The sequence below is a fragment of the Curtobacterium sp. MCPF17_047 genome (assembly GCF_003234045.1).
GTDB lineage: Bacteria > Actinomycetota > Actinomycetes > Actinomycetales > Microbacteriaceae > Curtobacterium.
Genome location: NZ_QKSF01000001.1, coordinates 171,073 through 195,129, shown reverse-complemented (window position 1 = coordinate 195,129; position 24,057 = coordinate 171,073). Strand labels below are relative to the sequence as shown.

Annotated in this window: 28 protein-coding genes; 18 read left to right on the top strand and 10 right to left on the bottom strand. The window is 69.4% G+C overall.

Annotated elements, in window-relative coordinates:
* The first annotated feature begins 14 nt into the window (after window positions 1-14).
* Both DEJ33_RS01030 and DEJ33_RS01025 read left to right on the top strand, forming a co-directional pair.
* Window positions 15-1,091 carry a zinc-binding alcohol dehydrogenase family protein gene (locus DEJ33_RS01030; protein WP_111194101.1) on the top strand — a complete coding sequence of 359 codons (1,077 nt, stop codon included), beginning with the start codon at window positions 15-17 and terminating at the stop codon, window positions 1,089-1,091.
* Window positions 1,091-1,795 (top strand): NAD(P)-dependent oxidoreductase, encoded by a 705-nt coding sequence (locus tag DEJ33_RS01025; protein ID WP_111194100.1) that lies wholly within the window; start codon window positions 1,091-1,093, stop codon window positions 1,793-1,795. Before DEJ33_RS01030 ends, DEJ33_RS01025 begins: the two co-directional genes overlap by 1 nt.
* On the opposite strand, the gene DEJ33_RS01020 is transcribed toward DEJ33_RS01025, so the two are convergent.
* Complete coding sequence (locus DEJ33_RS01020) at window positions 1,719-2,753, bottom strand: hypothetical protein (protein WP_146242497.1); 1,035 nt, start codon at window positions 2,751-2,753, stop codon at window positions 1,719-1,721. The genes DEJ33_RS01025 and DEJ33_RS01020 overlap by 77 nt on opposite strands.
* A 165-nt stretch (window positions 2,754-2,918) precedes the next feature.
* Between DEJ33_RS01020 and DEJ33_RS01015 the strand changes: the two genes are divergently transcribed.
* From DEJ33_RS01015 to DEJ33_RS00995, 5 genes are all read left to right on the top strand, one after another.
* Window positions 2,919-3,803 carry an alpha/beta hydrolase family protein gene (locus DEJ33_RS01015; RefSeq protein ID WP_111194098.1) on the top strand — a complete coding sequence of 295 codons (885 nt, stop codon included), beginning with the start codon at window positions 2,919-2,921 and terminating at the stop codon, window positions 3,801-3,803.
* Between the two features lie 44 nt (window positions 3,804-3,847).
* Window positions 3,848-4,324, top strand: a complete 477-nt coding sequence (locus tag DEJ33_RS01010) for an ASCH domain-containing protein (RefSeq protein WP_111077046.1) — start codon at window positions 3,848-3,850, stop codon at window positions 4,322-4,324.
* Window positions 4,321-4,845, top strand: a complete 525-nt coding sequence (locus tag DEJ33_RS01005) for a hypothetical protein (protein WP_111194097.1) — start codon at window positions 4,321-4,323, stop codon at window positions 4,843-4,845. The genes DEJ33_RS01010 and DEJ33_RS01005 overlap by 4 nt, the downstream gene beginning before the upstream one ends.
* A gap of 21 nt (window positions 4,846-4,866) precedes the next feature.
* Window positions 4,867-5,811, top strand: coding sequence for an alpha/beta fold hydrolase (locus tag DEJ33_RS01000; protein ID WP_111194096.1), 945 nt, complete (start codon window positions 4,867-4,869; stop codon window positions 5,809-5,811).
* Between the two features lie 214 nt (window positions 5,812-6,025).
* Window positions 6,026-7,927, top strand: a complete 1,902-nt coding sequence (locus DEJ33_RS00995; RefSeq protein ID WP_111194095.1) for an ABC transporter ATP-binding protein — start codon at window positions 6,026-6,028, stop codon at window positions 7,925-7,927.
* 96 nt (window positions 7,928-8,023) lie between these two features.
* On the opposite strand, the gene DEJ33_RS00990 is transcribed toward DEJ33_RS00995, so the two are convergent.
* Window positions 8,024-8,263: a PLDc N-terminal domain-containing protein gene (locus DEJ33_RS00990; protein ID WP_111077042.1), complete on the bottom strand. Its 240-nt coding sequence runs from the start codon at window positions 8,261-8,263 to the stop codon at window positions 8,024-8,026.
* A gap of 516 nt (window positions 8,264-8,779) precedes the next feature.
* On the opposite strand from DEJ33_RS00990, the gene DEJ33_RS00985 reads away from it, so the two are divergent.
* A complete protein-coding gene (locus DEJ33_RS00985; protein WP_111194094.1) occupies window positions 8,780-9,268 on the top strand; it encodes a hypothetical protein in 489 nt (162 codons plus the stop codon).
* An 18-nt stretch (window positions 9,269-9,286) separates the two neighbouring features.
* On the opposite strand, the gene DEJ33_RS00980 is transcribed toward DEJ33_RS00985, so the two are convergent.
* Complete coding sequence (locus tag DEJ33_RS00980; protein ID WP_111077040.1) at window positions 9,287-9,934, bottom strand: hypothetical protein; 648 nt, start codon at window positions 9,932-9,934, stop codon at window positions 9,287-9,289.
* 220 nt (window positions 9,935-10,154) lie between these two features.
* Window positions 10,155-10,892 carry an SDR family NAD(P)-dependent oxidoreductase gene (locus tag DEJ33_RS00975; RefSeq protein ID WP_111194093.1) on the bottom strand — a complete coding sequence of 246 codons (738 nt, stop codon included), beginning with the start codon at window positions 10,890-10,892 and terminating at the stop codon, window positions 10,155-10,157.
* 133 nt (window positions 10,893-11,025) lie between these two features.
* On the opposite strand from DEJ33_RS00975, the gene DEJ33_RS00970 reads away from it, so the two are divergent.
* Window positions 11,026-11,949: an AraC family transcriptional regulator gene (locus DEJ33_RS00970; RefSeq protein ID WP_111194092.1), complete on the top strand. Its 924-nt coding sequence runs from the start codon at window positions 11,026-11,028 to the stop codon at window positions 11,947-11,949.
* A gap of 387 nt (window positions 11,950-12,336) precedes the next feature.
* Here the strand turns inward: DEJ33_RS00970 and DEJ33_RS00965 are convergent, their stop codons facing one another.
* Window positions 12,337-13,371 carry an amidohydrolase family protein gene (locus DEJ33_RS00965; protein ID WP_220033969.1) on the bottom strand — a complete coding sequence of 345 codons (1,035 nt, stop codon included), beginning with the start codon at window positions 13,369-13,371 and terminating at the stop codon, window positions 12,337-12,339.
* Window positions 13,372-13,406: 35 nt separating this feature from the next.
* Here DEJ33_RS00965 and DEJ33_RS00960 point away from each other — a divergent pair, with 35 nt between their 5' ends.
* Window positions 13,407-13,988 carry a TetR/AcrR family transcriptional regulator gene (locus tag DEJ33_RS00960; protein ID WP_111077037.1) on the top strand — a complete coding sequence of 194 codons (582 nt, stop codon included), beginning with the start codon at window positions 13,407-13,409 and terminating at the stop codon, window positions 13,986-13,988.
* A 23-nt stretch (window positions 13,989-14,011) separates the two neighbouring features.
* Here the strand turns inward: DEJ33_RS00960 and DEJ33_RS00955 are convergent, their stop codons facing one another.
* The 3 genes from DEJ33_RS00955 to DEJ33_RS00945 form a co-directional block, all read right to left on the bottom strand.
* On the bottom strand, window positions 14,012-14,566 hold the full coding sequence (locus DEJ33_RS00955; protein WP_111077036.1) for a YbhB/YbcL family Raf kinase inhibitor-like protein: 555 nt from the start codon (window positions 14,564-14,566) through the stop codon (window positions 14,012-14,014).
* 153 nt (window positions 14,567-14,719) lie between these two features.
* Complete coding sequence (locus tag DEJ33_RS00950; RefSeq protein ID WP_375334681.1) at window positions 14,720-15,433, bottom strand: alpha/beta fold hydrolase; 714 nt, start codon at window positions 15,431-15,433, stop codon at window positions 14,720-14,722.
* Window positions 15,434-15,544: 111 nt separating this feature from the next.
* The gene (locus DEJ33_RS00945; RefSeq protein WP_111077034.1) at window positions 15,545-15,982 is read right to left on the bottom strand and encodes a MarR family winged helix-turn-helix transcriptional regulator; all 438 of its coding nucleotides are present in this window, start codon (window positions 15,980-15,982) and stop codon (window positions 15,545-15,547) included.
* A 51-nt stretch (window positions 15,983-16,033) separates the two neighbouring features.
* Between DEJ33_RS00945 and DEJ33_RS00940 the strand changes: the two genes are divergently transcribed.
* The 3 genes from DEJ33_RS00940 (at window position 16,034) to DEJ33_RS00930 (ending at window position 18,204) form a co-directional block, all read left to right on the top strand.
* Entirely contained in the window at window positions 16,034-16,810 is a 777-nt protein-coding gene (locus DEJ33_RS00940; RefSeq protein WP_111077033.1) for an alpha/beta fold hydrolase, read from the top strand.
* Window positions 16,811-16,875: 65 nt separating this feature from the next.
* Window positions 16,876-17,784 carry an NAD-dependent epimerase/dehydratase family protein gene (locus DEJ33_RS00935; RefSeq protein ID WP_181432747.1) on the top strand — a complete coding sequence of 303 codons (909 nt, stop codon included), beginning with the start codon at window positions 16,876-16,878 and terminating at the stop codon, window positions 17,782-17,784.
* 9 nt (window positions 17,785-17,793) lie between these two features.
* Window positions 17,794-18,204: an ester cyclase gene (locus tag DEJ33_RS00930; RefSeq protein WP_111194090.1), complete on the top strand. Its 411-nt coding sequence runs from the start codon at window positions 17,794-17,796 to the stop codon at window positions 18,202-18,204.
* A gap of 91 nt (window positions 18,205-18,295) precedes the next feature.
* On the opposite strand, the gene DEJ33_RS00925 is transcribed toward DEJ33_RS00930, so the two are convergent.
* Window positions 18,296-19,516, bottom strand: coding sequence for a YbfB/YjiJ family MFS transporter (locus DEJ33_RS00925; protein ID WP_111077030.1), 1,221 nt, complete (start codon window positions 19,514-19,516; stop codon window positions 18,296-18,298).
* Window positions 19,517-19,635: 119 nt separating this feature from the next.
* On the opposite strand from DEJ33_RS00925, the gene DEJ33_RS00920 reads away from it, so the two are divergent.
* From DEJ33_RS00920 to DEJ33_RS00900, 5 genes are all read left to right on the top strand, one after another.
* On the top strand, window positions 19,636-20,487 hold the full coding sequence (locus tag DEJ33_RS00920; protein WP_111077104.1) for a LysR family transcriptional regulator: 852 nt from the start codon (window positions 19,636-19,638) through the stop codon (window positions 20,485-20,487).
* A gap of 42 nt (window positions 20,488-20,529) precedes the next feature.
* Window positions 20,530-21,114, top strand: coding sequence for a TetR/AcrR family transcriptional regulator (locus DEJ33_RS00915; RefSeq protein WP_111077029.1), 585 nt, complete (start codon window positions 20,530-20,532; stop codon window positions 21,112-21,114).
* 77 nt (window positions 21,115-21,191) lie between these two features.
* Window positions 21,192-21,881, top strand: a complete 690-nt coding sequence (locus DEJ33_RS00910) for a type 1 glutamine amidotransferase domain-containing protein (RefSeq protein ID WP_111077028.1) — start codon at window positions 21,192-21,194, stop codon at window positions 21,879-21,881.
* Window positions 21,878-22,171, top strand: coding sequence for a DUF1330 domain-containing protein (locus DEJ33_RS00905; protein WP_111077027.1), 294 nt, complete (start codon window positions 21,878-21,880; stop codon window positions 22,169-22,171). Before DEJ33_RS00910 ends, DEJ33_RS00905 begins: the two co-directional genes overlap by 4 nt.
* A 76-nt stretch (window positions 22,172-22,247) precedes the next feature.
* Window positions 22,248-23,087 (top strand): alpha/beta fold hydrolase, encoded by an 840-nt coding sequence (locus DEJ33_RS00900; protein ID WP_111077026.1) that lies wholly within the window; start codon window positions 22,248-22,250, stop codon window positions 23,085-23,087.
* Window positions 23,088-23,156: 69 nt separating this feature from the next.
* On the opposite strand, the gene DEJ33_RS00895 is transcribed toward DEJ33_RS00900, so the two are convergent.
* A complete protein-coding gene (locus DEJ33_RS00895) occupies window positions 23,157-23,984 on the bottom strand; it encodes a helix-turn-helix transcriptional regulator (RefSeq protein WP_111194089.1) in 828 nt (275 codons plus the stop codon).
* Window positions 23,985-24,057 lie beyond the last annotated feature (73 nt).

Here is a 24,057-nt window from a genome sequence, read left to right as displayed (position 1 = left end):
AGCGAGGAGCTCGCATGTCCACCCCCGATCCCACCGACACCCCGACGAACGAAGCCCTCTGGCTCCTCGGCCCGCGCGGACCCTTCGAGGTGCGCCCGACCCCGATGCCCACCCCCGGTGCCGGTGAGGTCGTCGTCCGGGTCCGTGCGATCGCGGTGAACCCCGTCGACGCCATCACCGGGCCGCTCCGCCGACTCGTCTCACCGTGGGTCCGCTTCCCGACCGTCCTGGGCAGCGACATCGCCGGCGAGGTCGTCGCGGTCGGCCTGGACGTCACGGACCTCCAGCCCGGCGACCGGGTGACCGCGTTCGCCGCCGGGCAGGAGCGAGCGCGGAACCGCGCGTCCGAAGGCGGGTTCCAGCGGTACGTGACGGTCCTCGAGCGTGTCACCACGCGCCTCCCGGCCGACGTGGCCTTCGAACGTGCCGCGGTCCTGCCGCTGGCACTCGCGACGGCAGCCGCCGGCCTGTACGAGACGGACCAGCTCGGCCTGCCGCTCCCCACGGTCGGGGCGTCCCGTACCGCCGAGGTCGTCCTGGTCTGGGGCGCGTCGACCAGCGTCGGGATGAACGCCGTCCAACTCGCCCGGGCGAGCGGCTACACCGTGGTCGCGACGGCCGGACGGGCGAACCACGACCTGGTCCGCTCCCTGGGTGCCGAGACCGTCGTCGACTACCGCGACGCCGACGTCGACCGCCAGGTCGTCGCAGCCCTCGGCGGACGGCGACTGGCCGGCACCGTCGCGATCGGGAAGGGCTCGCTCGGGCACGCCCTGCGCATCGCCCGCCCCGTTCCCGGCACGAAGCGGATCGCGTCCGCCTACCCCGACCCGGCGACCGCGGTGCGCTCGCGCATCGAGCGGATCCGCGGCATGCACGTCACGGCGATCTGGGGTGGCACCCCCGTCGTCTCGCCGGTCGGGCCGGCGGTGTTCCGCGACTTCCTGCCTGCGGCTCTCGCCGACGGACGGTTCCGTCCGGCACCCGAGCCGACCGTCGTCGGCCACGGACTGGAGGCCCTCCCCACCGCTCTGCAGACCCTCCGGGACGGCGTCTCGGCGACCAAGATCGTCGTCGGGATGGACGCCTGATGGAGTCGCAGCGCACGATCCTGGTGTTCGGCGGGACCGGACAGACCGGCCGCCACCTCACCGACCTCGCCCTCGCGGCCGGACACCGCGTCCGCGTCCTCGCCCGGACGCCCGCCAAGGCCGGTCCACCGCGTGCCGGACTCGACGTGCGGCAGGGGTCGGTGACCGACGACCTGGACCTCGACGGACTGCTCGACGGTGTCGACTCGGTGGTCTCGCTGCTCGGTGACGTGCAGGCGCAGCGGACGGCGATGGTGAACACGGCGTTCGTCCGACGCCTGGTGCCCGCGATGCGCCGGACCGGGGTCCGCCGGTTCCTGTACCAGGCGGGTGCGCTCAGTGCGCCGCCGCACGGTCGGTTGACGCCCGCGCTCTGGGCGATCCGGAACACGATCGCCCGCAGCTACGACGGCCAGCACCGGGACAACGAGGCGGTGATGCGGTACCTGGCCGACGAGGCGATGGACCTCGAGTGGATGGTGCACCGCGCCGGCATCGGGTCGGACGGCCCCTCGAAGGGCGTGCTCGAGCCGACCGAGGGGACGCCGGGCATCGGGACGTTCGGGGACTGCGCCGCCTACGACCTGCGGCTGCTCGACGACCCGACGGCGGTGCACACGACGAGCCTCAGCGCGCACCGGAAGACGGCGTACCGGAAGACGGCGGGTCGGAAGCGCGCAGACCGGTGGACCGCCGGCCGGTAGGACGCCGTCGCAGCAGGGCGATCCCCACCCAGCCGATGACCGCCGCGAGGACGACCGCCACCAGTCCGCGTCCGAGCACATCGCCGAAGAGGCCCGACCCGAACGCGACGAGCTCGAGGGGGTACGGGGCCAACACCCGCATCCCCGCCGCACCGTCGACGGCGGTGAGCAGTGCCGGCCCGACGAGCAGCACGACGAGCGCGACGAGCACCCCGACCACCCGGCCGGCGGAACGGACACCGGTCACCGCGATGCCGAGCCCGACCACGACCGGCGCGACCCACCACGCCCACCCGGCGATCGTGCTCTGCAGTCCGGTCGAGAGGGTCGCCGGCGGCAGCACGAATCCCCGCAGCCACTCGGCGAGCGCCACCGCCACGACGGCGAGCGCGACCACCGCGACGCCGTCCGGTGCGAGCGCGAGGAGCAGCACGAGCCCGGCCCCGAGCAGGACGGTGAGGGCGGAGCCGACCACGAGGGCGACGACGTAGATCTCGGAGGCGCTGATCGCGCCTCCCGTCCCGACGGTGCGGTCCATGCCGAGGCCGGCCGTCGTGACGACCGTGGTCTGCACCACCGCGACCACCTGCACGAGCAGCAGCCCACCGAAGGCAGCGAACACCCCTTGGCGTCCCACTCGGGGGTGGAGCCGACGGGCCGTGACGCCGACGATGCCGGCCCCGGTCAGCAGCAGAGCGGCCAGGAAGGTCAGGAAGTACTGGTTGAAGGGCAGGAACGCGATCGGCATGTCCCGTTCGTCGGCGACCGACGTCTCCCACAGGTTCTGCAACGGCAGGTGCATGCCGGTGACGATCCACGGCAGCAGGCCGAGGACCGCCCCGACGATGCCGACGGCGGCACCGAGGCCGAGCGTGGTGCCGGCCCCCGACCCCGTCGCTGGCGTGGACCCGGCTTGCGTGGGCGCGGACATGTGGTCGTGCTGTTCCCCCGAGGACATGCGGACCACGGTACCGGCTGTGGTTCCCAGGACCGGCTCGGTGCCACCGGGGTCCCCGGTGCTGACGAGGTGCTGATCCTGCCCTGAGCGCTCCCGCAGCGTGTCGTGAGGTCTTCTCCAGTGCTCCCTGGGAACGTCGTCGCACCACACCGGAAGAGGGGTCCGATGACGACACTGTCGCGACGCACGCTGCTCATCGGCGGCGGATCGGTCGTCCTCGCGGCCGCCGCCGGCGCCGTCCTGCTCGAGCAGGGCGTGCTGCCCGGGCGGGCCGCGGTCGAACGGAAGCTCGGGATGACCGGACCTGCCGGCATCGTCCCGACCAGCCGGACCGGGTCCCGCATCGAGGGCTCGTTCACCTCGGCCGCCCGCGGTGGTGCCGAGACCGGGTGGACGATCAGCTACCCGCCCGGATCGGCCGCGGGCGACCCGTTGCCCGTCGTCGTGGCCCTGCACGGGTACGGCGGCGACCACCGCAGCAGCTTCGACCACGGCATGCACCTCGACCGGTTCCAGGCCGCGGCCCGGGCAGCCGGCGAGCCGGCCGTCGCGATCGCGTCGATCGACGGCGGCAACGACTACTGGCACCCCCGCGCCTCCGGGCGGGACCCGCACCGGATGCTCGTCGACGAGTTCCTCCCCCTGCTGCACGACCACGGGTTGGACGTCGAGCGGCTCGGACTGTTCGGCTGGTCGATGGGGGCGTACGGCGCACTCCTGGTCGGCAGCACCCTCGGGCCGGAGCGGGTGCGGGCCGTCGCAGCGAGCTCGGTGGCGCTCTGGCCGACCCCGCAGCGGGCGGCCTCGGGGGCGTTCGACGGCGCGGAGGACTTCGCGCAGCACGACCTGACGGCCCGGACCGCGGCGCTCGGAGCCCTGCACACACGGATCACCTGCGGCACCGCCGACGCCTTCTGCCCGGGCGACGAGCAACTCGTGCACCGCATCACGCCGGCGCCGCAGTCGAGTTTCACGCTCGGGGCGCACGACTGGTCGTACTGGCGGCGCGTGGCTCCGGAGCAGTTGCGGTTCCTCGCAGCTGCTCTCTGAGGGTCTCCTCGCGCGGGAACCGGCGGCACCGCTAGGGTCGCGCCATGGACGCAGCGTCGCCTTCCGTGGCCGCCTTCTGGGCCGCCCGCCGCCAGGAGTCCCCGGACCTGCCCGAGGAAGTGCCCCCGGCGTGGGCGTTCGGCGCGACGCCCGAGCACGCCGACGACCTGCTCGCGCTGGTCCTCGCCGGCGTGAAGGACGGCACGGCGTCATCACTCTGGGACTACGAAGCGACCGCGGAACCACTGCCCGAGGTCGGCGAACACAGCCTCATCCTCGACGGCGCCGACCAGCCGAGCGCGGTCATCGTGACGACGGACATCCGGACCGTCCCGTTCGACCAGGTCGACGCCGAGCACGCCCGAGCCGAGGGTGAGGGCGACCGGAGCCTGGCGTACTGGCGGGCGTCGCACGAACGGTACTGGCGCCAGCACTCCGAGGACCCGCGGGGCTGGGCACCGGACATGCCCGTCGTGTGCGAGCGCTTCCGGCTGCTCTGGCCGACCCGGGTCGAGCCGTGACGCGGGTCCGGCTCGGCACCCTCGTCGCGGCGGCGCTGCTCGCCGCCGGCGTGGTGACCGTCACCGGCTGCTCGTCCGCGTCCAGCGGCTCCCGAGCGCGGATGTACGACTCCGTCAGCAGCATGGCCGACCACAGCTCCCTCGTCGTGACCGGCACCGTCCGACAGCAACGCGTCGCGAACGACGTCGCGGATGCCGACCCCACCACACTGTCCACGGTCCGGATCGTGGCGACCGCCAAGACCGACCCCGACCATCCGGTCGGGTCCACGGTCGTCGTCCGCCAGCACGGCACCACCCGCTCGTCGGGTCCGGGGATGCTCCTCGAAGACGGGGGCACGTACCTGCTCTACCTCACGCCGTCGGCGCTCGACGGCGACCTGGCCGACCAGTACTTCATCACGGGCGGTGCAGCCGGTGTGTACGTCGGCGAGGACGGTCGCACCGACTTCCGCCGGGGCACGGACGACGGCGACGAACTCCCCACTCACCTCACCCTCGCTGACGCCCTGCACGGCTGACCCGGCCGGTACCGTCGAGCCATGCCGTACCCGAGGACCGAACCCAGTGCCTCCGGCCTGCTCGACGTCCGTGACGGAACGTCCCTCTACTGGGAGGAGTCCGGCTCTCCCGACGGCGTCCCCGCCCTCTGGCTGCACGGCGGCCCCGGCGGCTCGCTCGGCAGCGGCTGGTACGGAACGCACTTCGACCCGACCCGGTACCGCCTGATTGGCATCGACCAGCGTGGCAGCGGCCGGAGCCGCCCCCTCGTCACGGAGTCCCGCGACCGGCTCACCGACCACACCACGCGACGGCTGATCGCCGACATCGAGGCTCTCCGGCAGCACCTGGGCGTCGAGGACTGGGTCGTCGCCGGGATCTCGTGGGGCACGACCCTCGCCCTCGCGTACGCGCAGCAGCACCCGTCACGTGTCCGCGCGCTGGCCCTGATGGCCGTCACGACGACCAGCCGCGACGAGGTCGACTGGATCACCGAGGGTGTGGGACGCGTGTTCCCGGCGGAGTGGGAGGCGTTCGAGCGAGCCAGCCAGCGCCTCCCGGGTGAGCGCGTGGTCGACGCCTACGCACGTCGCCTGGCCGGTGCCGACCGGGAGGCCCGTGCGGACGCCGCGCAGGCCTGGGACCGGTGGGAGAGCGTCCACGTCTCCCTCGACGACCCCGCACTCCGTGAGCGCGGTCACCTGGGTCCGGAGCTGCGCGAGGGCTTCGCCACCCTCGTCACGCACTACTGGGCGAACGACGGGTTCCTGTCGGGCGACCAGGCCGTGCTGGCGCGTCTGGACCGGATCGCGCACGTCCCGACGGCGCTCGTCCACGGGCGGCGGGACCTCAGCGGGCCGGCCGTCACGGCCTGGCGTGTGCACCGGGGACTCCCGCAGAGCACGCTCACCATCGTCGAGGACGAGGGGCACGGCGGGCCGGGTGGGAGCGCGGCGCTGACGGCGGCGCTCGACGGGTTCTGCTGAGCCGCCGGCACGCGCGGGGGTCCCGCGCCACCGATCGGGACGTCCGCCCGGCAGATCACACTGCAGCACCTGGCCAGCCGCGTTGCGCACGCCGCCCACCCGCTCGGCGCCGGCCGAGCCGTATCCTGACTCCCTGGTCGCCGCCGCCGCTGAGGACCCCGAGTCCGGGCAACCGCCACCGCAGCAGGGCCGGCCGGCCACGGAGGGAACTGTCATGAGCATGGAAGGCGTGGCCTGGAGCTCGCTCTACAAGATCTCGACCGCCAGGGACGGCAAGCACGGCATCTCCCGCGAGTCCGTGCGGCGGATCATGACGTTCGCCGTGCCGTACCGGTCCAAGCTGGTGGTCTTCATCATCCTCTCCGTCGTGGGGGCGTTCCTCGCGGTCGCGACACCGGTGCTCGCCGGCCAGGTGGTCGACGTCATCGCGGCCCGGGGCGCGGTCGGCACGATCGTCTGGCTCGCCGTCGTCATCGCCCTGGTGGCCATCGCCGACGCCGCCGCGTCGCTGGTGACCCGCTGGTACTCGGCGCGGATCGGCGAGGGCGTGATCCTGGACCTCCGCACCGCCGTGTTCAACCACGTGCAGAAGATGCCGATCGCCTTCTTCACCCGCACCCGGACGGGCGCGCTCGTGAGCCGGCTGAACAACGACGTGATCGGCGCGCAGCAGGCCTTCAGCGGCACGCTGTCCGGCGTGGTCACGAACGTCGTGGCGCTGGTCCTCACCCTGGCCGTGATGCTCAGCACGTCCTGGCTCGTGACGGTGCTCGCGGTGGTCATGCTCCCGGTCTTCCTCATCCCCGCACGCCGGATGGGCAGCCGCCTCGCTGCACTGCGCCGCGAGGCCGCCGACCACAACTCCGCGATGAGCACGCAGATGACCGAGCGGTTCTCGGCGCCCGGCGCCACCCTCGTCAAGCTGTTCGGCCGTCCCGACGAGGAAGCCGAGGAGTTCCGCGTCCGCGCCGCCCGCGTCCGCGACATCGGGGTCCGGAGTGCGCTGCTGCAGTTCGTCTTCGTCACCGCGCTCACCCTGGTCTCCGCCCTCGCCCTCGCCCTCGTCTACGGGGTCGGTGGTTCCCTCGCACTCGGCGGGCAGCTGAACACCGGCGACGTGGTGACCCTGGCCCTCCTGCTCACCCGCCTGTACGCGCCGCTGACCAGCCTGGCGAACGCACGGGTGGAGATCATGAGCGCCGTGGTCAGCTTCGAGCGCGTCTTCGAGGTCCTCGACCTGAAGCCGCTCATCCAGGAGAAGCCCGACGCCGTCACGATCCCCGACGGCCCGGTCGCGGTCGAGTTCGACGACGTCCGCTTCGCCTACCCGTCCGCGGACAAGGTGTCCCTGGCCTCGCTCGAGGAGGTCTCCACGCTGGACACCCGCGGCGGGGACGAGGTCCTGCACGGGGTCTCGTTCCGGATCGAGCCGGGGCAGACCGTCGCCCTCGTCGGCACGTCCGGCGCGGGCAAGTCGACGGTCGCGCAGCTGCTCTCGCGCCTGTACGACGTGGACAGCGGTGCCGTCCGCCTCGGCGGGACCGACGTCCGCGACGTCACGTTCAGCTCCATGCGGCACACGATGGGCATGGTGACGCAGGACGGTCACCTGTTCCACGAGACCATCCGCTCGAACCTGCGGCTGGCCCGGCCCGAGGCCACCGATGACGAGGTGTGGGACGCGGTCCGCCGCGCCCGCCTCGAGCCGCTCATCCGGTCCCTGCCGGACCAGCTCGACACCATGGTCGGCGAGCGTGGCTACCGGCTGTCCGGTGGTGAGCGTCAGCGGATGACCATCGCGCGCCTCCTGCTCGCGCAGCCGCGCGTCGTCATCCTCGACGAGGCGACCGCCGCTCTGGACTCGACGTCCGAGGCCGCCGTGCAGGCTGCGCTGAGCGAGGCACTCGAGGGCCGGACGGCGATGGTGATCGCCCACCGTCTCTCCACCATCCGGAGCGCGGACCTGATCCTGGTCGTCGAGGACGGCTCGATCGTGGAGCGCGGGACGCACGAGGAACTGCTGGCCGCAGGTGGGCGGTACGAGGAGCTGCACCGGACCCAGTTCGCGGTGCAGAAGGAGGTCGCGGCGGACGAAGCAGCGGTCAGCGCGACCTAGTCCTCGCGATCCGGCCGCCGGTCGCACACGCTGTTCCTCGCCGACACGGTCGGGCCCGCCCTCAGCACCACGGCGGGGCGGGGCGGGGCGGGGCGGTCAATCATGGAGCGGGCTCGAACGTCGGCGGAGATCCCGCCGTCCGACGAAGAACCAGACGAGCGACCCCAGCACCGGGAGCACGATCACCCCGACGACCCACACGACCGTCGCGAGCAGAGTCATCCGCGCGGTGTTCCGGACGACGGAAACGACGGCCGCGACCATCAGTGCCAGGACCGCGACGAGCACGATCGTCCATGACGTGTCGTACTGCTGCGGGATGACGGCGTTGTGCATGGCAGGACCTCCGGCTCCCGTGCGACCCTTCCGCAGGAACACGAGCCGATCAAGCCCTGAGACACAACGGTGACGTTCTCGATCGGCATTGTCGAGCCATGGAGTTGGTCTTCCGTCCGTCGGGACGTCCCTGGACTGTCCGACCGTGACGAACTCATCGGTCTCCTGACACCCACCATCGACTGACCGTCGTCGGCTCTGCGCATCACGTCGAGCGTTCACCGACTTCGCCGCGGGTGAGCACCCGGACGTACTCGGCGGAGCCCTCGGGGTCGGTCTCCTTCAGCAGGAAGCCCGCTGCGCCGAGGTCCATCCGGGCCGGTGGTCACGGGTGCGGACGGCGGAGCAGACTGGTGACCTTGATCGGAACACGTCGATGGCTGCGGGGGTCGAATGCGCCACCACAGGGCAGGGGGACACGATGACGGGCTACCAATCCACGGGGCAGACCGCTCCCGACGTCGATCTCGAGACGGGTTCCTGACCGTGAGTCCACGGGGCGAACGAACCGGTTCGGTGATCGTCGTCGTCGGTGCGATGACCGCGATCCTCGCGCTGACGGGGTGCAGCGGCGAGAACCCGACGCGGTCAGGAGCCAACACGACCGTCAGTACTACTGAGGCTCGGCAGTCGGTGCAGGACATCGTCGACCGGTCGACGACGTCGCTCGACGGCGACTGGCAGGTGTACAGCGGGCCGTCGGTCGAGCAGTGCACCAAGGGGAACGGCGACGACGGTGCGGCCTACAGCTCCATCACGGCGCTCGAGGGACCGCACGGTGACCCCGCTCAGGACGTCGCCGTGGTGAAGAAGCTGTGGGAAGGCGCGGGCATCACGACCAAGCCGTACAAGAGCGGGGGTGCAGACCCGCTCCTCGGCCTTCGCGGGGTCGGAGGGCCGACGACCTCCATCAGCTTCCTGGCGGGCGAGCAGCGCTACACGATCACCGCGGTGTCCGAGTGCGCCGATGGGAACGCTCTCCAAATGCAAGGCAACGGCGAGTGACGGCGGGCTCCGTCGCCGTCAGGACGCCACCGGCGTCATCGGCGCGGTGAAGTCCTTCGCCGTGATCTGCGTGCCGTCGTTCGACGCGGCGGCGTTGCGCTGGTACTCCAGGTCGAGCACGTCGGACGGGTCGGTCACCGAGTAGGCGCACCAGCCCTCCCCGGACTGCCCCTGGTCCACCTTCGTCAGCGCCGGGTAGCCGGCGGCCTTCATCGCGTCCTCGACGACCGACGTCGTGCCCTGGGACGTGTACGACTCCGTGCTGCCGTGGGCCTGCACGCGGATCGCCAGGCAGTCCACCGTCGAGTAGTACTTCTCCCCCGCGGTCACCGCGACGTGCACCAGGACCTGCTCGTTGTCGTCACGGTCCGCGAGCCCCGACTGCGCCGACGTCCACGGGAAGTTCCGCACGACCTTGTCGGCCTGCACGGTGTGGCCCATCTGGTCGTCGGTGATCTTGTCCGACGTGACGTCGACCTCACCGGACGCAGCGGGCTTGCTGCTCGGCGTCGGGCTCGGCGTCTGCTGTTCCGCAGCCTGGCTCTGCGACGGCTCCGCCGGTGCCGTGATCGGAGCGGACTCCCCCGACTGCGACGAGCATCCGGCGAGCGCGACGGTCACGACCGTGATCCCGACGACGGTGGTGATGACGTGCTTGAACGACATGGTGTCCCCTCAGGTACTGCGCCGAGAGAACAGCTCCGCTCCCCCAGCGGTCGCCCCGGCTTCTGGTGAAGGCAGCCGGGACCACTCCTGACCGCACGCCCCACCGTGCACCCCGGTCGCCTTCGCAGGTCGGTCACGGAACCGGGGTGGATGAGCCAAGCTGACCGCCGTCAGGCTCGACCCGGCACCCGTGGCGCGCGAGCCACCCGCCGCCGTCGCCTCACCAGGCGACCGGCCCGTTGACGTCGGTGAAGGTCCCGGTCGGTCCGTCGGAGGCGATGGTCGCCATGGTCACGGCGGACCGGGCTCCTTCCGCCGTCGTGAGCAGACCGCGATGACCGTTCAGGTCCGTCGCCACGAAGCCCGGGCAGACGGCGTTGACGAGGATGTTCTCCGACGCCAGGTCGCGGGCGTACATCATCGTCACGGCCGTGAGCGCGGTCTTCGACGGCACGTACCCGAGGGCGATCGGATCGGTGTTGGCGAAGTCCGAGATGGCGGCGAGCGACCCCGCGCTGCTCGAGACGTTGACGATCCGAGGTGACGCCGAGCGACGCAGCAGCGGCAGGAACGCGCTCGTGACGGTGATGACGCCGAAGACGTTCGTCTCGAACACGGCCCGGACGTGATCGACGTCGGCCGACCGCGGCAGCTGTCCGGCGGGGTCGGCGCCGGGCTGGTGGCTGATCCCCGCGTTGTTGACCAGCGCGTCGAGCCGGCCGTAGGCGTCGGCGACGTGCTCCGCGGCCGCGGCGACCGAGGTAGCGTCGGTCACGTCGAGCGCGACGGCGGTGACGGTGCCACCGTCTGCCCGGAGTTCCGCCGCAGCCTCCTCCCCGCGCTCCAGGCTCCGCGCGCCGATGACGACGGTGTGGCCGAGGCGTGCGAGCTGTGCGGCGATCTCGCGGCCGATGCCCTTGTTGCCTCCGGTGACCAGGGCGATCAGGGGTGCAGTCATGGTGTGGTCCTTCCGTGCCGCCCAGAGGCGGTGTGACGACGGGACCAGGAACCTGGTCCGGAGACCAGCTTGAGGCCTCGCATTCACATCCGGAATCATGTCCCGTCGCCTTTTCATGTCCTAGAGTCCAGGTATGCCCGTCGATCGTTTGTCAGAGGTGCTCGACCTCATCGAGGTCCGCGGGGTCGTGTCCGGCGGCTCGGCCCTCCGTGGCCGGTGGCACACCCGGAGCGTCATCGACGACGACATCAAGTTCATCGCCGTCGTCCGCGGGTGGGCGACGCTGGACACCGAGGGGGCCGCGGCGCCGGTCCGCCTCGACGCCGGCGACGTCGCCGTCCTGAACGGGAGGTCGTGGTTGACACTCGACGGCGGTGACGGCCCGGAAGACCCCGTGGTCGTCGAACCGCCGACGGCGGGATCGCGGATCTCGGACGCCGACGCCGCGGCGAGCGACGTGGACATCGTCATCGGTGGCCGCATCGACCTGAACGCCACCGGCCGGGAGCTGCTCCTCCGCGTCCTGCCACCCCTGATGCACGTCGGCGCGGACAGCACGGTCGGTGCGCAGGCCCGAGGCCACGTGCAACGACTGTTCAGCGAGATCACCGGAGGCCGGATGGGATCGGACTTCGCGATGCGGCAGTACGCGCAGCTGCTGGTCCTCGACGTCGTCCGCGGGTTCGCCGACGACGCCGAACTGCCGGCCGGGTGGCTCAAGGTCCTGGCCGACGAGCAGCTCCGCCCAGCCCTGGACCTGATCCACGACGGGCCCGCCAGGAACTGGAGCCTGGAGGACCTGGCCCGCGCCTCGTCGATGTCCCGCAGCACGTTCGCGGCGCGCTTCCGCGAGGCTGCCGGGGCTCCCCCGCTGGCCTACCTGATCGCCTGGCGGATGCTGCTGGCGCAGCGTGCACTGCGCTCGAGCGACACCCGCGTCGGGGCGTTGGCGTTCACGCTCGGGTACAGCTCGGAGAGCGCGTTCAGTGCGGCGTTCAAGCGGCACGTCGGGGTGTCGCCGGCGGCGTTCCGCGGGCGGGTCGCAGCCGCTTCGTGATCGCCCCCCACCACGATGAAGAGCGAGCAGTCGCGCGGTCAGCCCAGGTCCAATGGGCCAGCGGCGAGACCGATCGGCACCTGAGCTGCGCCGAGCGTCGTCGGAAGAGGTGCTGCGAACCGCACCCTCCCCTGGGTGGGGATCGTCCGAACCACACCCTGGAAATGGCAGTGAGCCCCTCGCTCCCCTTCTCGTCGCGATGATCAAGCAACCAGCATGTGCCCTTGCTGTATCTGGAGCCGTAGGGGCCTCGGAGGGTCTGCGGAGGCCCGTCTTGAGGTTGGGACGCCCCGTCTGCGACGGACATCAGATCTGCAGAGCGGTGCCTAAGTGAGGAAGCGCTCGGCGAAGATGTTCCACCGAAACATTGACACGCCGATCACGCCTCTAAAGGCGATCGCTGAGGCGCGGGAACAGGGCGAGCGCGCGCCGAGCGATTCCGGTCATGTCGTCTGGGTGGAGCACGGAGGAGTTCCGCAAGGCGGCGAGGTTTCCAGCTACGGACTCGTCGTCGGTGCAGGGCACTCCAGAGTCGCCGCCGTAGACGATGTGTTCGACGGGGACCATCTGCAGCGCGGCCGCGAGATTAGCGTCCGTTCCGGACGCTGCGGTGTCGAGGAAGAGCTGACGCATCTGCGCGCGCAACTCTTCCGACGTGACGCGGTTCGGGTTCGACACCCACGCTTCCGTTCCGATGAGCGCGATACGCCCCGACAGTCCGGGGAGTGCCCCACCGCAGTGCGCGAGGACGAAGGTAATGTCCGGGAATCGAGAGAACACCCGGGCGTACAGCATGCTCGTGATCACGCGTGCCGTCTCGAACGTGACCTCAATGAGCGGCGTGGGCAGCCCCAGCCGGGACGGGATGGTCGTGTCGGGGTGCACGAACACGACGCCGGCCGCGTCGTTCAACTCGTTCCACACCGGTTCCAGGCGAGGGTCGGCCATGCTGACGGTGTTGTAGGTGGTACTCATCGCGAAGCCGTCGGCGTCGAGCTCGGTCCTCGCCCGCCGGATCTCGCTGAGCGCGAGGTCCGGGTCGTCGTTGGGGAGCGCCGCGAGGAGGCCGAAGCGGCCCGGGGACTCTGCGACAACGGCGGCGCCGTACGTGTTGCTGGCCACGAGGGCATCGTGCGTCGTCGGGACCGTGCTGAGCAGCTGCATGGAAATCCCGTTCGCGTCCATGGCACTGATGGCGCGTTCCGGAGACCACTCATGCGGGGCTGGTGCCATGAAGTTGTCGGCGCGCATCGCGCGCCAGGCTGCCTCACGGGCGTCGTTCGTAGTGGGTGCCGTGAAGTGGGCGTGGATGTCGATCAGTGCGTGGTTGTGCATGAGAACTCCTTCGGGTTGAGCGTTGAGGCCCAGGGCCTCAACGCTCGGCGTAGTGCCACTAAGTGACGTTACGTTGCGCCACTTCATGGCGCAACCCTCGCCGGACTGCGTATGCTCGGAGCATGCCGAGGAGTGGGAAAGAAGCGCGCGCCCGACTTCAGGCGGCCGCGTTGGAGCTCTATGCGACCCACGGGTATGAGGGCACGACCACGGCCGAGATCGCCGCGGCCGCGAACGTCAACCTCCGCACCTTCTTCCGACACTTTCCGGACAAGCGCGAAGTGCTGTTCGGCGGTGAGGAGCACGCCCGGAGCACCCTGGCGGATGACATCCTGGGTGCGCCAGAAAGCCTCGGGCCGGCGGAGGTGCTGCGTCGTGCGTTCACGCGCGCAGCTGAGGCGCAACAACAGGACGCTGACGCTGCTCTCGCCCGAATGAACGTCATTGCCGCCACTCCGGCACTGCGGGAACGTGATCTCGCGAAGGCGGCGATGCTGACCGAGACGTTGGCTTCGGCACTGCAGCACCGTGGAGTCCCGGCCGCGGTCGCCGACCTGGTCGCAGCGATGGGATGGGCGACGTACCAGCACGCTGCGGCCGCATGGATCCGTGATCCAGACAAGAATCTGCCCGACCACCTCGATGCCGCGTATGACGACTTAGCCGCCGCGGTGTCGACGATCACTCCGCAATCAGACCGCTGAGACTGACACCGCTCCGGAAATCGTCAACCGGTCGCGCCGCGTTCATCGACGCCGACGAGCCGGCCACGTGCAACGACGTGGTCCGCCGCTCGGCGAAGCGCCTCCGCAGCCGTGGTCAACCGATCGAGCCGGATGTCGAGCGCGTAGAGCTCGAAGAGGTAGCGGTGCGGCCCGTGGCCAGGAAGCGGCCTTGGCCCCTGGTACCCGGTCCGACCAAAGGCTGCTCGAGCGAACTGGACGCCGGCCGTCGGGGTGCTCAAGCCACCTTCCGCCAGTCGCTGCGTTCCAGGATCCAGGACACCGAGCGTGTGCACGAGAGGTCGAGGCAGCGGTACGTCGACGTCCTCGAGGACGATCATCAGAGCCCGGACGCGTTCGCCGTCCACATCGTCCCAGTGCAGTGACGGGGACCGGTTCTCCCCCGCCCCCTGACCCCGGTGCACCGCGGGGATTCGCCCGTTCGGAGTGAACCCATCACTTCTGACCGTGATCGTGTCAGGAGCGCGCAGCGCCGGACGGTTCCACACGCTGTGTTGCTCGCCAGCGCGGAACGGACGGAGGAAGGACCCAACGGTCATCGGACAACCGTATCGCCGGGCCGTTCACGGCGTCCCGACGGAGCACCGCGCCCCGCGACGATCCCCCGCCCTGTCGAAGTTGCGCTACAGGGGCTGTGATACGGGGAACTGCGACGTTCATCTGACCGTCGTCGCCTCTGATTCGATGTACGTCTATCGCTCGACGTCGTCGACCCGGCTGAGCCAGTCTCGGATCAGCGCGGCGGTCAATCCGGGTCGTTCGAGGTGGACACCATGGCCCGCGGTGTCGAGGACTGCGTACGTCCCACGGGGGTAGTGCTCGCGGAGGAGCCATCCGTCCTCGTAACCGACCACGTCGTCCTGCCGACCGAACACGTGGAGGGATGGTGCCGTGAAGGGCAGCGGATGCGCGATCTCGGGTTCGACGGGCAGGCCGTACCGTGCCGCGATGCGCTCCATCACCGCCTGGTCCGCGTCCCGTTCGCCGGGCAGGACAGAGGTTATGAACGCGTCCAAGGTCTCGGTCGTCTGGACGACGTGCGCTGTAGTGAACGCCTCGCGGGCATCCCCTGCCCGCTCGAGGGCGGCCGGTTCGATGACCAGGACCGTGCGCTCGGGCACACGTCGAGCCCGGTGCTCCGTCTCGGTGACGCCCGCGATCGTGGCGAGACCGAGGACCTGCCCACGCCGCACGTGTGCGATGTGGCGGGCGAGCATCCCGCCGTACGACTGGCCAACCAAGGCAAAAGGTTCGTCACCAAGGTGGTCGCTGATCGCTGCGAGGACTTCGTTGGCCACGTCGAGTGCACTCGCCGCAGCCGACCCGGTCGAGCCGGCAGCCCAAGGCAGATCGAGGTAGAGCCGGCGCCACGGCATGTCGCTGATCATCTGCTCGAGCGGCAGCATGATCCGGTGGTCGACCCCGAACCCGTGAAGGGCGACAAGCGGACGGCCAGAACCACGGGCAGACGCGAGCACACGCCGAACCTACAGCGGCACATCACCAATACACGACAGTCACGCCGAGCCGGGTCCGACGCTCTCGTCGTCGCCGTTTAGCTTCGCGAGGATTCGTGCGAGGGCTGCTCGGAGCTGTTCGTCGAGGGGAGCGAAGCGCTCGTCGAGCACGTCGGCCACGATGCGATGGCCGTCTTCGAGCGCCCGGCGGCCCTCGTCCGTCAGGGTGTGCTCGACCCGGCGCCCCGTCCCGGGAGAGCGGACGACGAGTTCGCGGTCGACCAGCCGGGTCGCGAGGGTTCCGAAGGCCTGGTCGCTCTGGAACGTTGCGAGGGCCAGGTCGTGGCCGGATGCGTGCGGCATCCGATCGATCGCCCGGAGCGCGTCCCATTGCACCAGTGACACACCGACGTCCCGCAGCGCCGCATCGGCTGCTCGGTGGTTGCGGTACTGCGCCCGCTTCATCGCCTGCCCGAGCGCTTCCAGATTGGTTGTCACGGTGTTAGCGTATCAACATTCTTAGATAAGCATGTTGAGAAAGGCAGTGCCATGACCATCCCCCTCCCCGTCGACCTCGAAGTCCTCGAAGCCGGCAACCCCGAAGCCAGAACTGCGCTCGTTCTGCACGGCGGCGGCGGCCCCCAGACCGTCGCGCCGATCGTCGGCCACCTCGCCCCCACGTTCCACACGCTCGCCCCGACCCACCCAGGCTGGAACGGCACTTCACGTCCCGATGACATCGATTCGATCCCCGCGCTGGCGAGCGCCTACCTGGATCACCTGCTCGCCGACGGGGGCCGCGACGTGCTCTTGGTGGGTTCCTCCATCGGCGGGTGGATCGCGCTGGAGATGGCCATCCAGGCGGCCGCCGACGTCCGGTACAGGGGTCTTATCGGCGCAATGGTCGACATCGACGGGATCGGTGCCGTCGTCGACGGCGAGCCCATCGCGGACTTCTTCGCCCTCGATGCCCGGGGGCTGGCGGAAGTGGCTTGGCACGACCCCGAGCGGGGGTACATGGACCCCGCCTCGTTCACCGACCAGCAGCGGGCGATCCTGCAGTCGAACGCCCAGACGATGGCGGCGGTCGCTGGCCGTGCGATGAGCGACACCACACTTCTGGGCCGTCTCGGCTCGGTGAACGTGCCGACGCTCGTCGTGTACGGCGAAAGCGACCGCGTCGTCACCCCCGCTTACGGTCGGGCCGTCGCCGACGCGATTCCCGGGGCCTCGTTTGTCGCTGTGCCCGCCGCCGGACACCTCCCGCACCTCGAAGACCCTGCGGCGACCTGGGCGGCCATCGACCCCTTCATCGCCCGCTCGTGATGTCCAGCCGACAGGGAGTGGCCCGGACGTCGGCACCCCAATCCACCCGCTCGTATACATCTCGAATGAAGAAGGCACCAATGAAGGTTTTTCTCACCGGTACGACCGGCTACCTCGGTAGCGCGATCGCGAAGCAGCTCCTCGCCAACGGGCATGAGGTACTCGGTCACGTACGAACCTCTGAAGCCGCCGACCGTGTCAGCAGCCTTGGCATCGTCCCGCGTCTCGGCGACGTCCTCGACGACGTTTGGCTCCGTGGAGAGCTCACGGACGTGGATGGTGCGGTCCACGCAGCGAGCCCGAATGACACGGGAAGCGCTGCGTTCGACGGCCGGATCCTCGACACCGTGCTCGACGTGTTCGCGGGTACGGACCAGCGCTACGTCCACACCGGCGGAAGCTGGATCCACGGCTCAGGACGACGACTCAACGAAGCGAGCCCCTATGCGCCACCAGTGATCGTCGCGTGGCGCCCGGCGGTCCTCGACCGGATCCGCGTGGCTGCCAGCACGGTACACGCGACGATGGTCGCACCGGCGAACCTCTACGGTCACGGCGGCGGACTGGTGGCACTGCTGGCGAACGCTCCGACGGAGAACGGCCAGCTGCGCTACCCCGGGTCGGCGCAGGCGTTCCCCAACGTCCACGTCGACGATGCGGCGGCTCTCTTCGTTCATGTCCTCGAACACGACGCACCCGGTCCCTACGTGATCGCCGCGAACACCGAATCGGTGCCGATGGACACGCTGGCACGCGCCCTCAGCGACGCTCAGGGGCTCGCCGGACAGATCCACGGCGACTCCCCCGAGGAAGCACGGCACCGTTTGGGGCCCCTCGCCGACCCGCTCCTCCTCAACGCCAGCATCGACTCTTCCGCAGCTCGAGCGCTCGGCTGGGCACCCAACGGTCCGACACTGATCGACGAAATCCGATCCGGCTCCTACATGCCGCGCTCATTCCCGCTCGAGCCGTAGGATCGGCTCATGCCCGGCCGGGAGTCCCTGAGTCAGCAGTGGTACATGTCCTACTTGGCCGCATGCAACGACCGCCGTTTTGAGGACCTCGCCCGATACGTGCACCCGGAGGTCGACGGTTCGCTCGAGGGCTCCGTTCGCGGTGTGGGCGACTACGTCGCGGGCGTTCGCAGAATCACCGATGCGTTCCCCGACTACCGGTGGACAATGGAGCGGCTTGTGATCGAGGGCGAGTGGATTGCCGCGCTGGTCCACGGGGCCGGTACGCATCAGGGCGAATTCCTCGGGATCGCACCCACCGGCCGCACAGTGATGGTGCAGGAGATGGTCTTCTACCGAGTAGTCGACGGAAAACTCACCGTGTGCCGAGGTGACCTGGACGTGAAGCTGCGCGATGCGCTCGCCTCCCCCGGCACCTGAGGAGGTACGACGGGCGGATCCGGTGTTCTCAGCGGCTCGCGTGCTGGACAGCAGTAGCTGCGGTGTCGCGAGCCATCGGGCTGGTCGGGATCTATCGGGACGATCGCGAGGGCTCGATCGTGGCGCCCACGCGATGCGGGAAACGGAACCGGACGACGAGACCTGCGAGAGCCGCAGCGGCGATGACCACCCCGCTGAGCAGCAGCGGGCCGTTGTACCCGGCGGTGAGCAACGGGCGGGAGAGGACCGGTCCGAGGATCTGTCCGATGCCGTAGCCGGTGGTAAGGAGCGCGACGGCGCGCGGGACTTGCAGATAGGCGCCGAGGGCGAGGGCCAGCGAGCTGATCCCGACGAACGTGCCACCGAAGAGCGCCGCTGAGACCAGGGCACTGACGCTGCCGGGGAGCACCCCGGCAAGGGCGACGCCAACGGCCTGTACGCCGAGTGCGACGGTGAGCAGCGTCGGGCGGCTCCACCGACGGCCGAGCGCGGTCCACAACGCAGCGCCGGGAATCGCGGCGAGACCCACGACGACCCATGCGCCGTCACCGAGCCAGGCTGGTCCGTTTTGCCCGACAGCGGCGACGAGGAAGGTGCCGGCGATGATGTACCCAACCCCTTCAAATCCGTAGCTCACCACAAGTGCCGCGAACCGGTTCCCGGTGGGCGGTAGCGCCTGGTCCAACGATGCAGATGGCCGTTGCTCGACCGTCGCCGGACGGAGCCTCCAGGCGACGACGGTGAGGGCTGCGGTCAGCCCGGCGGCGATGAACCAGGCGGCCTGCCACGTCGACGTTGCTCGGACGACGACGACAACAAGACCGGACAAGGCGATGCCGGTGCCGATACCGCCGAAGCCCCAGCCGACGAAGTGTGGGCCGACCTCGCGAAGGTGGGAGATCATCGCGGAGGTCGCATAGATGAACACCAGGGCGCTGGTCAGCCCGGCGACGAACCTGAAGGCGGTCCACCAGGACGTATCGGACGCTGCGGGCATGAGTGCGAGCGTCGCAACCGTCAGAAGCATCGCGAACCGCATCACCCATCGTGACCGGACCAACCCCGGAGCGCTGATGCCCAGAAGCGCGCCGAGCAGGTAACCGACGTAATTGCTCGTCGCGAGCCCGGCACCGTCGCTCACGGACAGTCCCGCCTGGGTCTGCATGAGCGGAAGGATCGGGGTGAATACGAAGCGGGCGATGCCCGTGCTGGCGGCCAGAGCTGCCGCACCCTGGAGCACGACCATCCCGGGCGAAGACACCCGCAGTGACGGGAGGGAGATCGTGTGGGTGGCGGTGGCGGTGATGGCCATGGGGTTCCCGTCGGAGGGTGATGAAGGGGGGATGCAGCGGTTCCGGCTGCAGGAGTGACGCTAGGAGCGCCTGAACGGAAGCGGAATTGCCGGCCACGGCGCACCTATGCTTGGCGGTCATGAACGTCGAACTGCGCCACCTGCGCGCGTTCCTGATGGTCGGCAGGCACCGTTCCTTCACCCGTGCGGCGGAGCAGCTGTTCGTGACGCAGCCGGCGCTGACACGAACGATCAAGCAGCTGGAGCAGCTCCTCGAGGTACGCCTACTGGACCGAGACACCCGTCACGTCGGGTTGACCGTGGCCGGTACGCGGTTCTATGAGCAGGCAGAGTCTGCCGTGGCCGCGGTCGACCGCGCCGTGTCCTCGGCGCGGTCCGCATTGCCCCTGCGGCTGGCGTTCACGTGGCTGCTCCCCACGCCGTGGGCGCAGGACGCAATCGCTGAGTACGAGCGCCTTGGCGAGGGGCCGGTGACCCTCGTCCGGACGGATGAACCGATCGATGCGTTGCTCCGCGGAGACGTCGACGTCGCGGTGCTTCGAGATCCTCGCGACGTCCCGGCAGGCGTCCGAGTCCTCCCGATCCTGAAGGAACAGCGAGTTCTGATCTGCTCGACCCGCGCTGATCTCCCGCGGGACCAGCCGGTGCCCTGGGCGGCGCTTGATCGCCACCCCTTCGTGTTCAATGCCACCACGGGCACCGTTGGCCCGTGGTCATGGACGGCAGGCAGTGGCCCGGCCACGTTCGTGGAGACCGCGAACTACGACGAGTGGCTGGAGACCATCGCGGCCGGACGCGGCATCGGAGTCGTTTCGTCGCTGGCTGCGCAGCGCACCATCCATCCCACGATCCGGTTCGTCCCCCTCGTCGATGCTCCCCTGAGCTCGGTGTCGCTCGGCTTTGTCCTCGGGGACCGGGATCAGATGAAGCGGCGGTTCGTCGCAGCGAGCACTAAGGCAGCAACTTCCTGAGGAAGTTGTAACTGATCGGTCTACTAGTGCTACGGTTCCGACATGCCCACCGATACCGACTCCCGCCAGGCCATCCTGGACGCTGGACGGCGTACCACCGCCCACAAGGGCTGGGCCGCCGTCGGACTGAACGAGATCCTGGCTGAAGCCGGTGTCCCGCGCGGATCCTTCTACTACTACTTCAAGTCGAAGGACGTGTTCGGTGAGGTGATGATGCGGGACTACTTCCGCGACCATCTCGTGATGATGGACGATTTGCTCGCGCAGCAGGACCGATCAGTGGCAGACCGCCTGATGCAGTACTTCCGGGGGTGGCGGGAGCTTCAGAGCCTCGATGACTGCCAGGGCAGATGTCTTGCCGTGAAGCTGGGCGCCGAGGTAGCTGATTTGTCAGAGTCCATGCGTCTGGTCTTCATGGAAGGCACCACCTCCATCACGGAGCGCATCGCGAAGATGATCCCACTCGGCCTTGCCGACGGTTCGCTCGCAGGCGCAGATGACCCCGCAGCCACCGCCGAGATGCTGTACGACCTGTGGCTCGGGGCGAGTGTCATGGCGAAGATCCATCGCAACATGGGGCCCCTGGACAGAGCTCTCACCCTGACTGCACAGCTCCTGCACGCCTGACCAGCGTCGACTCACTCGAGTCACATGGGCGCACCCCCGCTCATAACTGATCGGTCTACTAGAAAAGGAACGTCTTCATGAAGATCCTCATGGTCCTCACCTCACATGACGAACTCGGCACCACCGGCCGGAAGACCGGCTTCTGGCTCGAGGAACTCGCCGCGCCCTACTACCGCTTCGTCGAAGCCGGTGCTGACATCACCCTGGCTTCGCCGAAGGGCGGCAAACCGCCGCTCGACCCCGTGAGCAACGCGCCGGCGAACCAGACCGACCAGACCCGCCGGTTCGAGCAGGACGCAACCGCAACGGAGGCACTGGAGCACACCATCCGGCTTGACAGCGTGAATGTCGCCGACTTCGACACCGTTTTCTACCCGGGCGGCCACGGTCCCCTGTGGGACCTCGCCGAGGACCAGGACTCGATCGCGCTGATTCAGGACACCCTCCGCTCCGGTAAGCCGATTGCGCTCGTCTGCCACGCGCCGGGCGTGCTGCGTCACGTGACAAACGAGGAAGGGACCCCGCTTGTGCAGGGCCGCCGTGTCACCGGCTTCACGAACTCCGAGGAAGAGGGCGTGGGCCTCACCGACGTCGTGCCCTTCTTGGTCGAGGACGAGCTGGTGCGGCTCGGCGGCGACTACAGCAAGATCGGCGACTGGGAGTCCTACGTCGTCGAGGACGGTCTGCTCATCACCGGTCAGAACCCGGCGTCCTCGGCAGCCGCCGCCGACGCTCTCCTCACAAAGCTCGAGGCGATGAGCGCGTGAGTGCCTACGTCGTCATGATCCGCGAGGCGCTGCGTGACCAGGACGAGTTCAACACCTACGTCACCGCCGCCCGCGCGGCACGTGCCGGACACCCGGTCACTCCGATGATCGGGTACGGCGAGGTGACCACCCTCGAGGGCGTACCCGTGGACGGGATCCTCGTCAACGAGTTCCCGACCGTTGAGGACGCCCTTGCCTGGTACCACAGCCCCGCATACCAGGCAGCTCTCCCCCACCGTCAGGCCGCGGCCGATTACCGCGTCCTGATCGTCCCTGGCGTCGAGCACTGACGCCGTCACACCCTGCAGATCACCTCAACCGCCGCTGACAACGGTCAGCACCGAATCCACGAGACAGGACACCATCATGAGCACCATCACCGTCGGAACTGAGAACAGCGTCGACATCGCACTGCACTACGAGGACAAGGGCCAGGGGCAGCCGATCGTCCTCATCCACGGCTTTCCCCTCGACGGTAACTCGTGGGAGGGGCAGATCCCGATGCTCCTCGAGGCCGGCTACCGCGTCATCACGTACGACCGCCGCGGGTTCGGGAAGTCCTCGCAGCCCTCGACCGGCTACGACTACGACACCTTCGCCGACGACCTGCACACCGTCCTCGAGACCCTCGACCTGCAGGACGTGATCCTCGTCGGATTCTCGATGGGCACCGGCGAGATCGCCCGCTACATCGGGCGCCACGGTGAGGACCGGATCGCCCGGGTCGCGTTCCTCGCCTCGCTCGAGCCGTTCCTCGCGATCACCGACGATAACCCCGACGGCGCAGCCCCGATGTCGTTCTTCGAGGGCGTCTCCGCCGAGGTCGAGAAGGACCGGTACGGGTACTTCACGAACTTCTACCAGGACTTCTTCAACCTGTCGGAGAACCTCGGCACCCGCATCTCTGAGGAGCAGGTCCGCAACGCCTGGAACATCGCGGCCGGCTCGGGTTCGATCGCGTCCGCTGCAGCACCGCTGACCTGGCCGACCGACTTCCGCCAGGACATCCCGAAGGTCACCGTCCCCGCCCTCATCGTGCACGGTACGGCGGACAACATCCTGCCGATCGACGCCACCGGCCGACGCTTCACGAAGGCCCTGCCGGCTGCGGAGTACGTCGAGATCGAGGGCGCCCCGCACGGCCTGCTCACTACGCACACCACCGAGGTGAACAAGGTTCTGCGCACCTGGCTCGCCGAGTCCTGATCCCTCGGCGAGCACGACGGCCCCGGACCTGCCGAGGGCGCTTCCGGGGCCGTCGTCGTTCCTCGGCAGTCAGACCGCCGCGGGATTGTGTACGCCGAGCGCACGGACGAGGTCGTACTTTGACGCATCCTCTGATCCGGGTTCGGCGGTGTAGGTAATGACGCGGAGGTCGGTCCCGACCGCTGTGTAGACATCGCAGTCGACGGTGATCGGTCCGACCACCGGGTGGTTGAACGTCTTCGGCTCGGACTGCTGTTCAACGGACGAGCCCTCGCGCCAGATCTCCTCGAAGTGGGCGATGGCACGGAGCCGGCGGAGCCGATGTTGCACGGTCTCGTCGTTCGGGTACCGCAAGGCCGCGTTTCGCATGTCGGTGACGAGCGCACGCTCGAAGCGCTCGATGTAGGCGCGGCTCATGAGCACCTCAGGGGCGGTACCGGTGAAGTGCGCCTCAATGAGGTTGTGGTCCTTCGGCGGCTGTCCGAGCAGCGCCTGCCACGACGGGTTCACCGAGAGCAGCGACCAGTCGATGGTGTAGACGCCGATCGCGATCTCCGGCGCGCGCAGCAGGAGGCGCTGCACGCTCGGCGGGATGTGGGTCGGCATTTCGCTCGGGAGCGGGATGGGCAGCTCCGCCGCCCGGAACAACTGATCGCGTTCCCCAACCGAGAGCTGCAGTGCCCGGGCGAGGCTCCGGGCGACCTGAATCGATGGACGTCGTGCGCGGCCCTGTTCGAGCCGGACCAGGTAGTCAACCGATACGCCGGCGAGCATAGAGACCTCCTCGCGTCGGAGCCCGGGGATCCGAGATGACACCGCCGGCAGACCGACCATCGCAGGCCGCAACCGGGCGCGCCAGGTCGTGAGGAGTCTGCTCAGGTCGCCGCGGTCTTCCATGACCCCATCATGCGGTCCCGATGCGGCTCCTCGCTGGTATCCGCAGTCCTACCCGAGCCGTCGACGACGGCGC

Coding starts and splice junctions, on each gene's coding strand:
- DEJ33_RS01030 (WP_111194101.1), top strand. CDS start 15: ATGTCCACCCCCGATCCCACCGACACCCCGACGAACGAAGCCCTCTGG.
- DEJ33_RS01025 (WP_111194100.1), top strand. CDS start 1,091: ATGGAGTCGCAGCGCACGATCCTGGTGTTCGGCGGGACCGGACAGACC.
- DEJ33_RS01020 (WP_146242497.1), bottom strand. CDS start 2,753: ATGTCCTCGGGGGAACAGCACGACCACATGTCCGCGCCCACGCAAGCC.
- DEJ33_RS01015 (WP_111194098.1), top strand. CDS start 2,919: ATGACGACACTGTCGCGACGCACGCTGCTCATCGGCGGCGGATCGGTC.
- DEJ33_RS01010 (WP_111077046.1), top strand. CDS start 3,848: ATGGACGCAGCGTCGCCTTCCGTGGCCGCCTTCTGGGCCGCCCGCCGC.
- DEJ33_RS01000 (WP_111194096.1), top strand. CDS start 4,867: ATGCCGTACCCGAGGACCGAACCCAGTGCCTCCGGCCTGCTCGACGTC.
- DEJ33_RS00995 (WP_111194095.1), top strand. CDS start 6,026: ATGAGCATGGAAGGCGTGGCCTGGAGCTCGCTCTACAAGATCTCGACC.
- DEJ33_RS00990 (WP_111077042.1), bottom strand. CDS start 8,263: ATGCACAACGCCGTCATCCCGCAGCAGTACGACACGTCATGGACGATC.
- DEJ33_RS00980 (WP_111077040.1), bottom strand. CDS start 9,934: ATGTCGTTCAAGCACGTCATCACCACCGTCGTCGGGATCACGGTCGTG.
- DEJ33_RS00975 (WP_111194093.1), bottom strand. CDS start 10,892: ATGACTGCACCCCTGATCGCCCTGGTCACCGGAGGCAACAAGGGCATC.
- DEJ33_RS00970 (WP_111194092.1), top strand. CDS start 11,026: ATGCCCGTCGATCGTTTGTCAGAGGTGCTCGACCTCATCGAGGTCCGC.
- DEJ33_RS00965 (WP_220033969.1), bottom strand. CDS start 13,371: ATGAAGTGGCGCAACGTAACGTCACTTAGTGGCACTACGCCGAGCGTT.
- DEJ33_RS00960 (WP_111077037.1), top strand. CDS start 13,407: ATGCCGAGGAGTGGGAAAGAAGCGCGCGCCCGACTTCAGGCGGCCGCG.
- DEJ33_RS00955 (WP_111077036.1), bottom strand. CDS start 14,566: ATGACCGTTGGGTCCTTCCTCCGTCCGTTCCGCGCTGGCGAGCAACAC.
- DEJ33_RS00950 (WP_375334681.1), bottom strand. CDS start 15,433: ATGCTGCCGCTCGAGCAGATGATCAGCGACATGCCGTGGCGCCGGCTC.
- DEJ33_RS00940 (WP_111077033.1), top strand. CDS start 16,034: ATGACCATCCCCCTCCCCGTCGACCTCGAAGTCCTCGAAGCCGGCAAC.
- DEJ33_RS00935 (WP_181432747.1), top strand. CDS start 16,876: ATGAAGAAGGCACCAATGAAGGTTTTTCTCACCGGTACGACCGGCTAC.
- DEJ33_RS00930 (WP_111194090.1), top strand. CDS start 17,794: ATGCCCGGCCGGGAGTCCCTGAGTCAGCAGTGGTACATGTCCTACTTG.
- DEJ33_RS00925 (WP_111077030.1), bottom strand. CDS start 19,516: ATGGCCATCACCGCCACCGCCACCCACACGATCTCCCTCCCGTCACTG.
- DEJ33_RS00920 (WP_111077104.1), top strand. CDS start 19,636: ATGAACGTCGAACTGCGCCACCTGCGCGCGTTCCTGATGGTCGGCAGG.
- DEJ33_RS00915 (WP_111077029.1), top strand. CDS start 20,530: ATGCCCACCGATACCGACTCCCGCCAGGCCATCCTGGACGCTGGACGG.
- DEJ33_RS00910 (WP_111077028.1), top strand. CDS start 21,192: ATGAAGATCCTCATGGTCCTCACCTCACATGACGAACTCGGCACCACC.
- DEJ33_RS00900 (WP_111077026.1), top strand. CDS start 22,248: ATGAGCACCATCACCGTCGGAACTGAGAACAGCGTCGACATCGCACTG.
- DEJ33_RS00895 (WP_111194089.1), bottom strand. CDS start 23,984: ATGGAAGACCGCGGCGACCTGAGCAGACTCCTCACGACCTGGCGCGCC.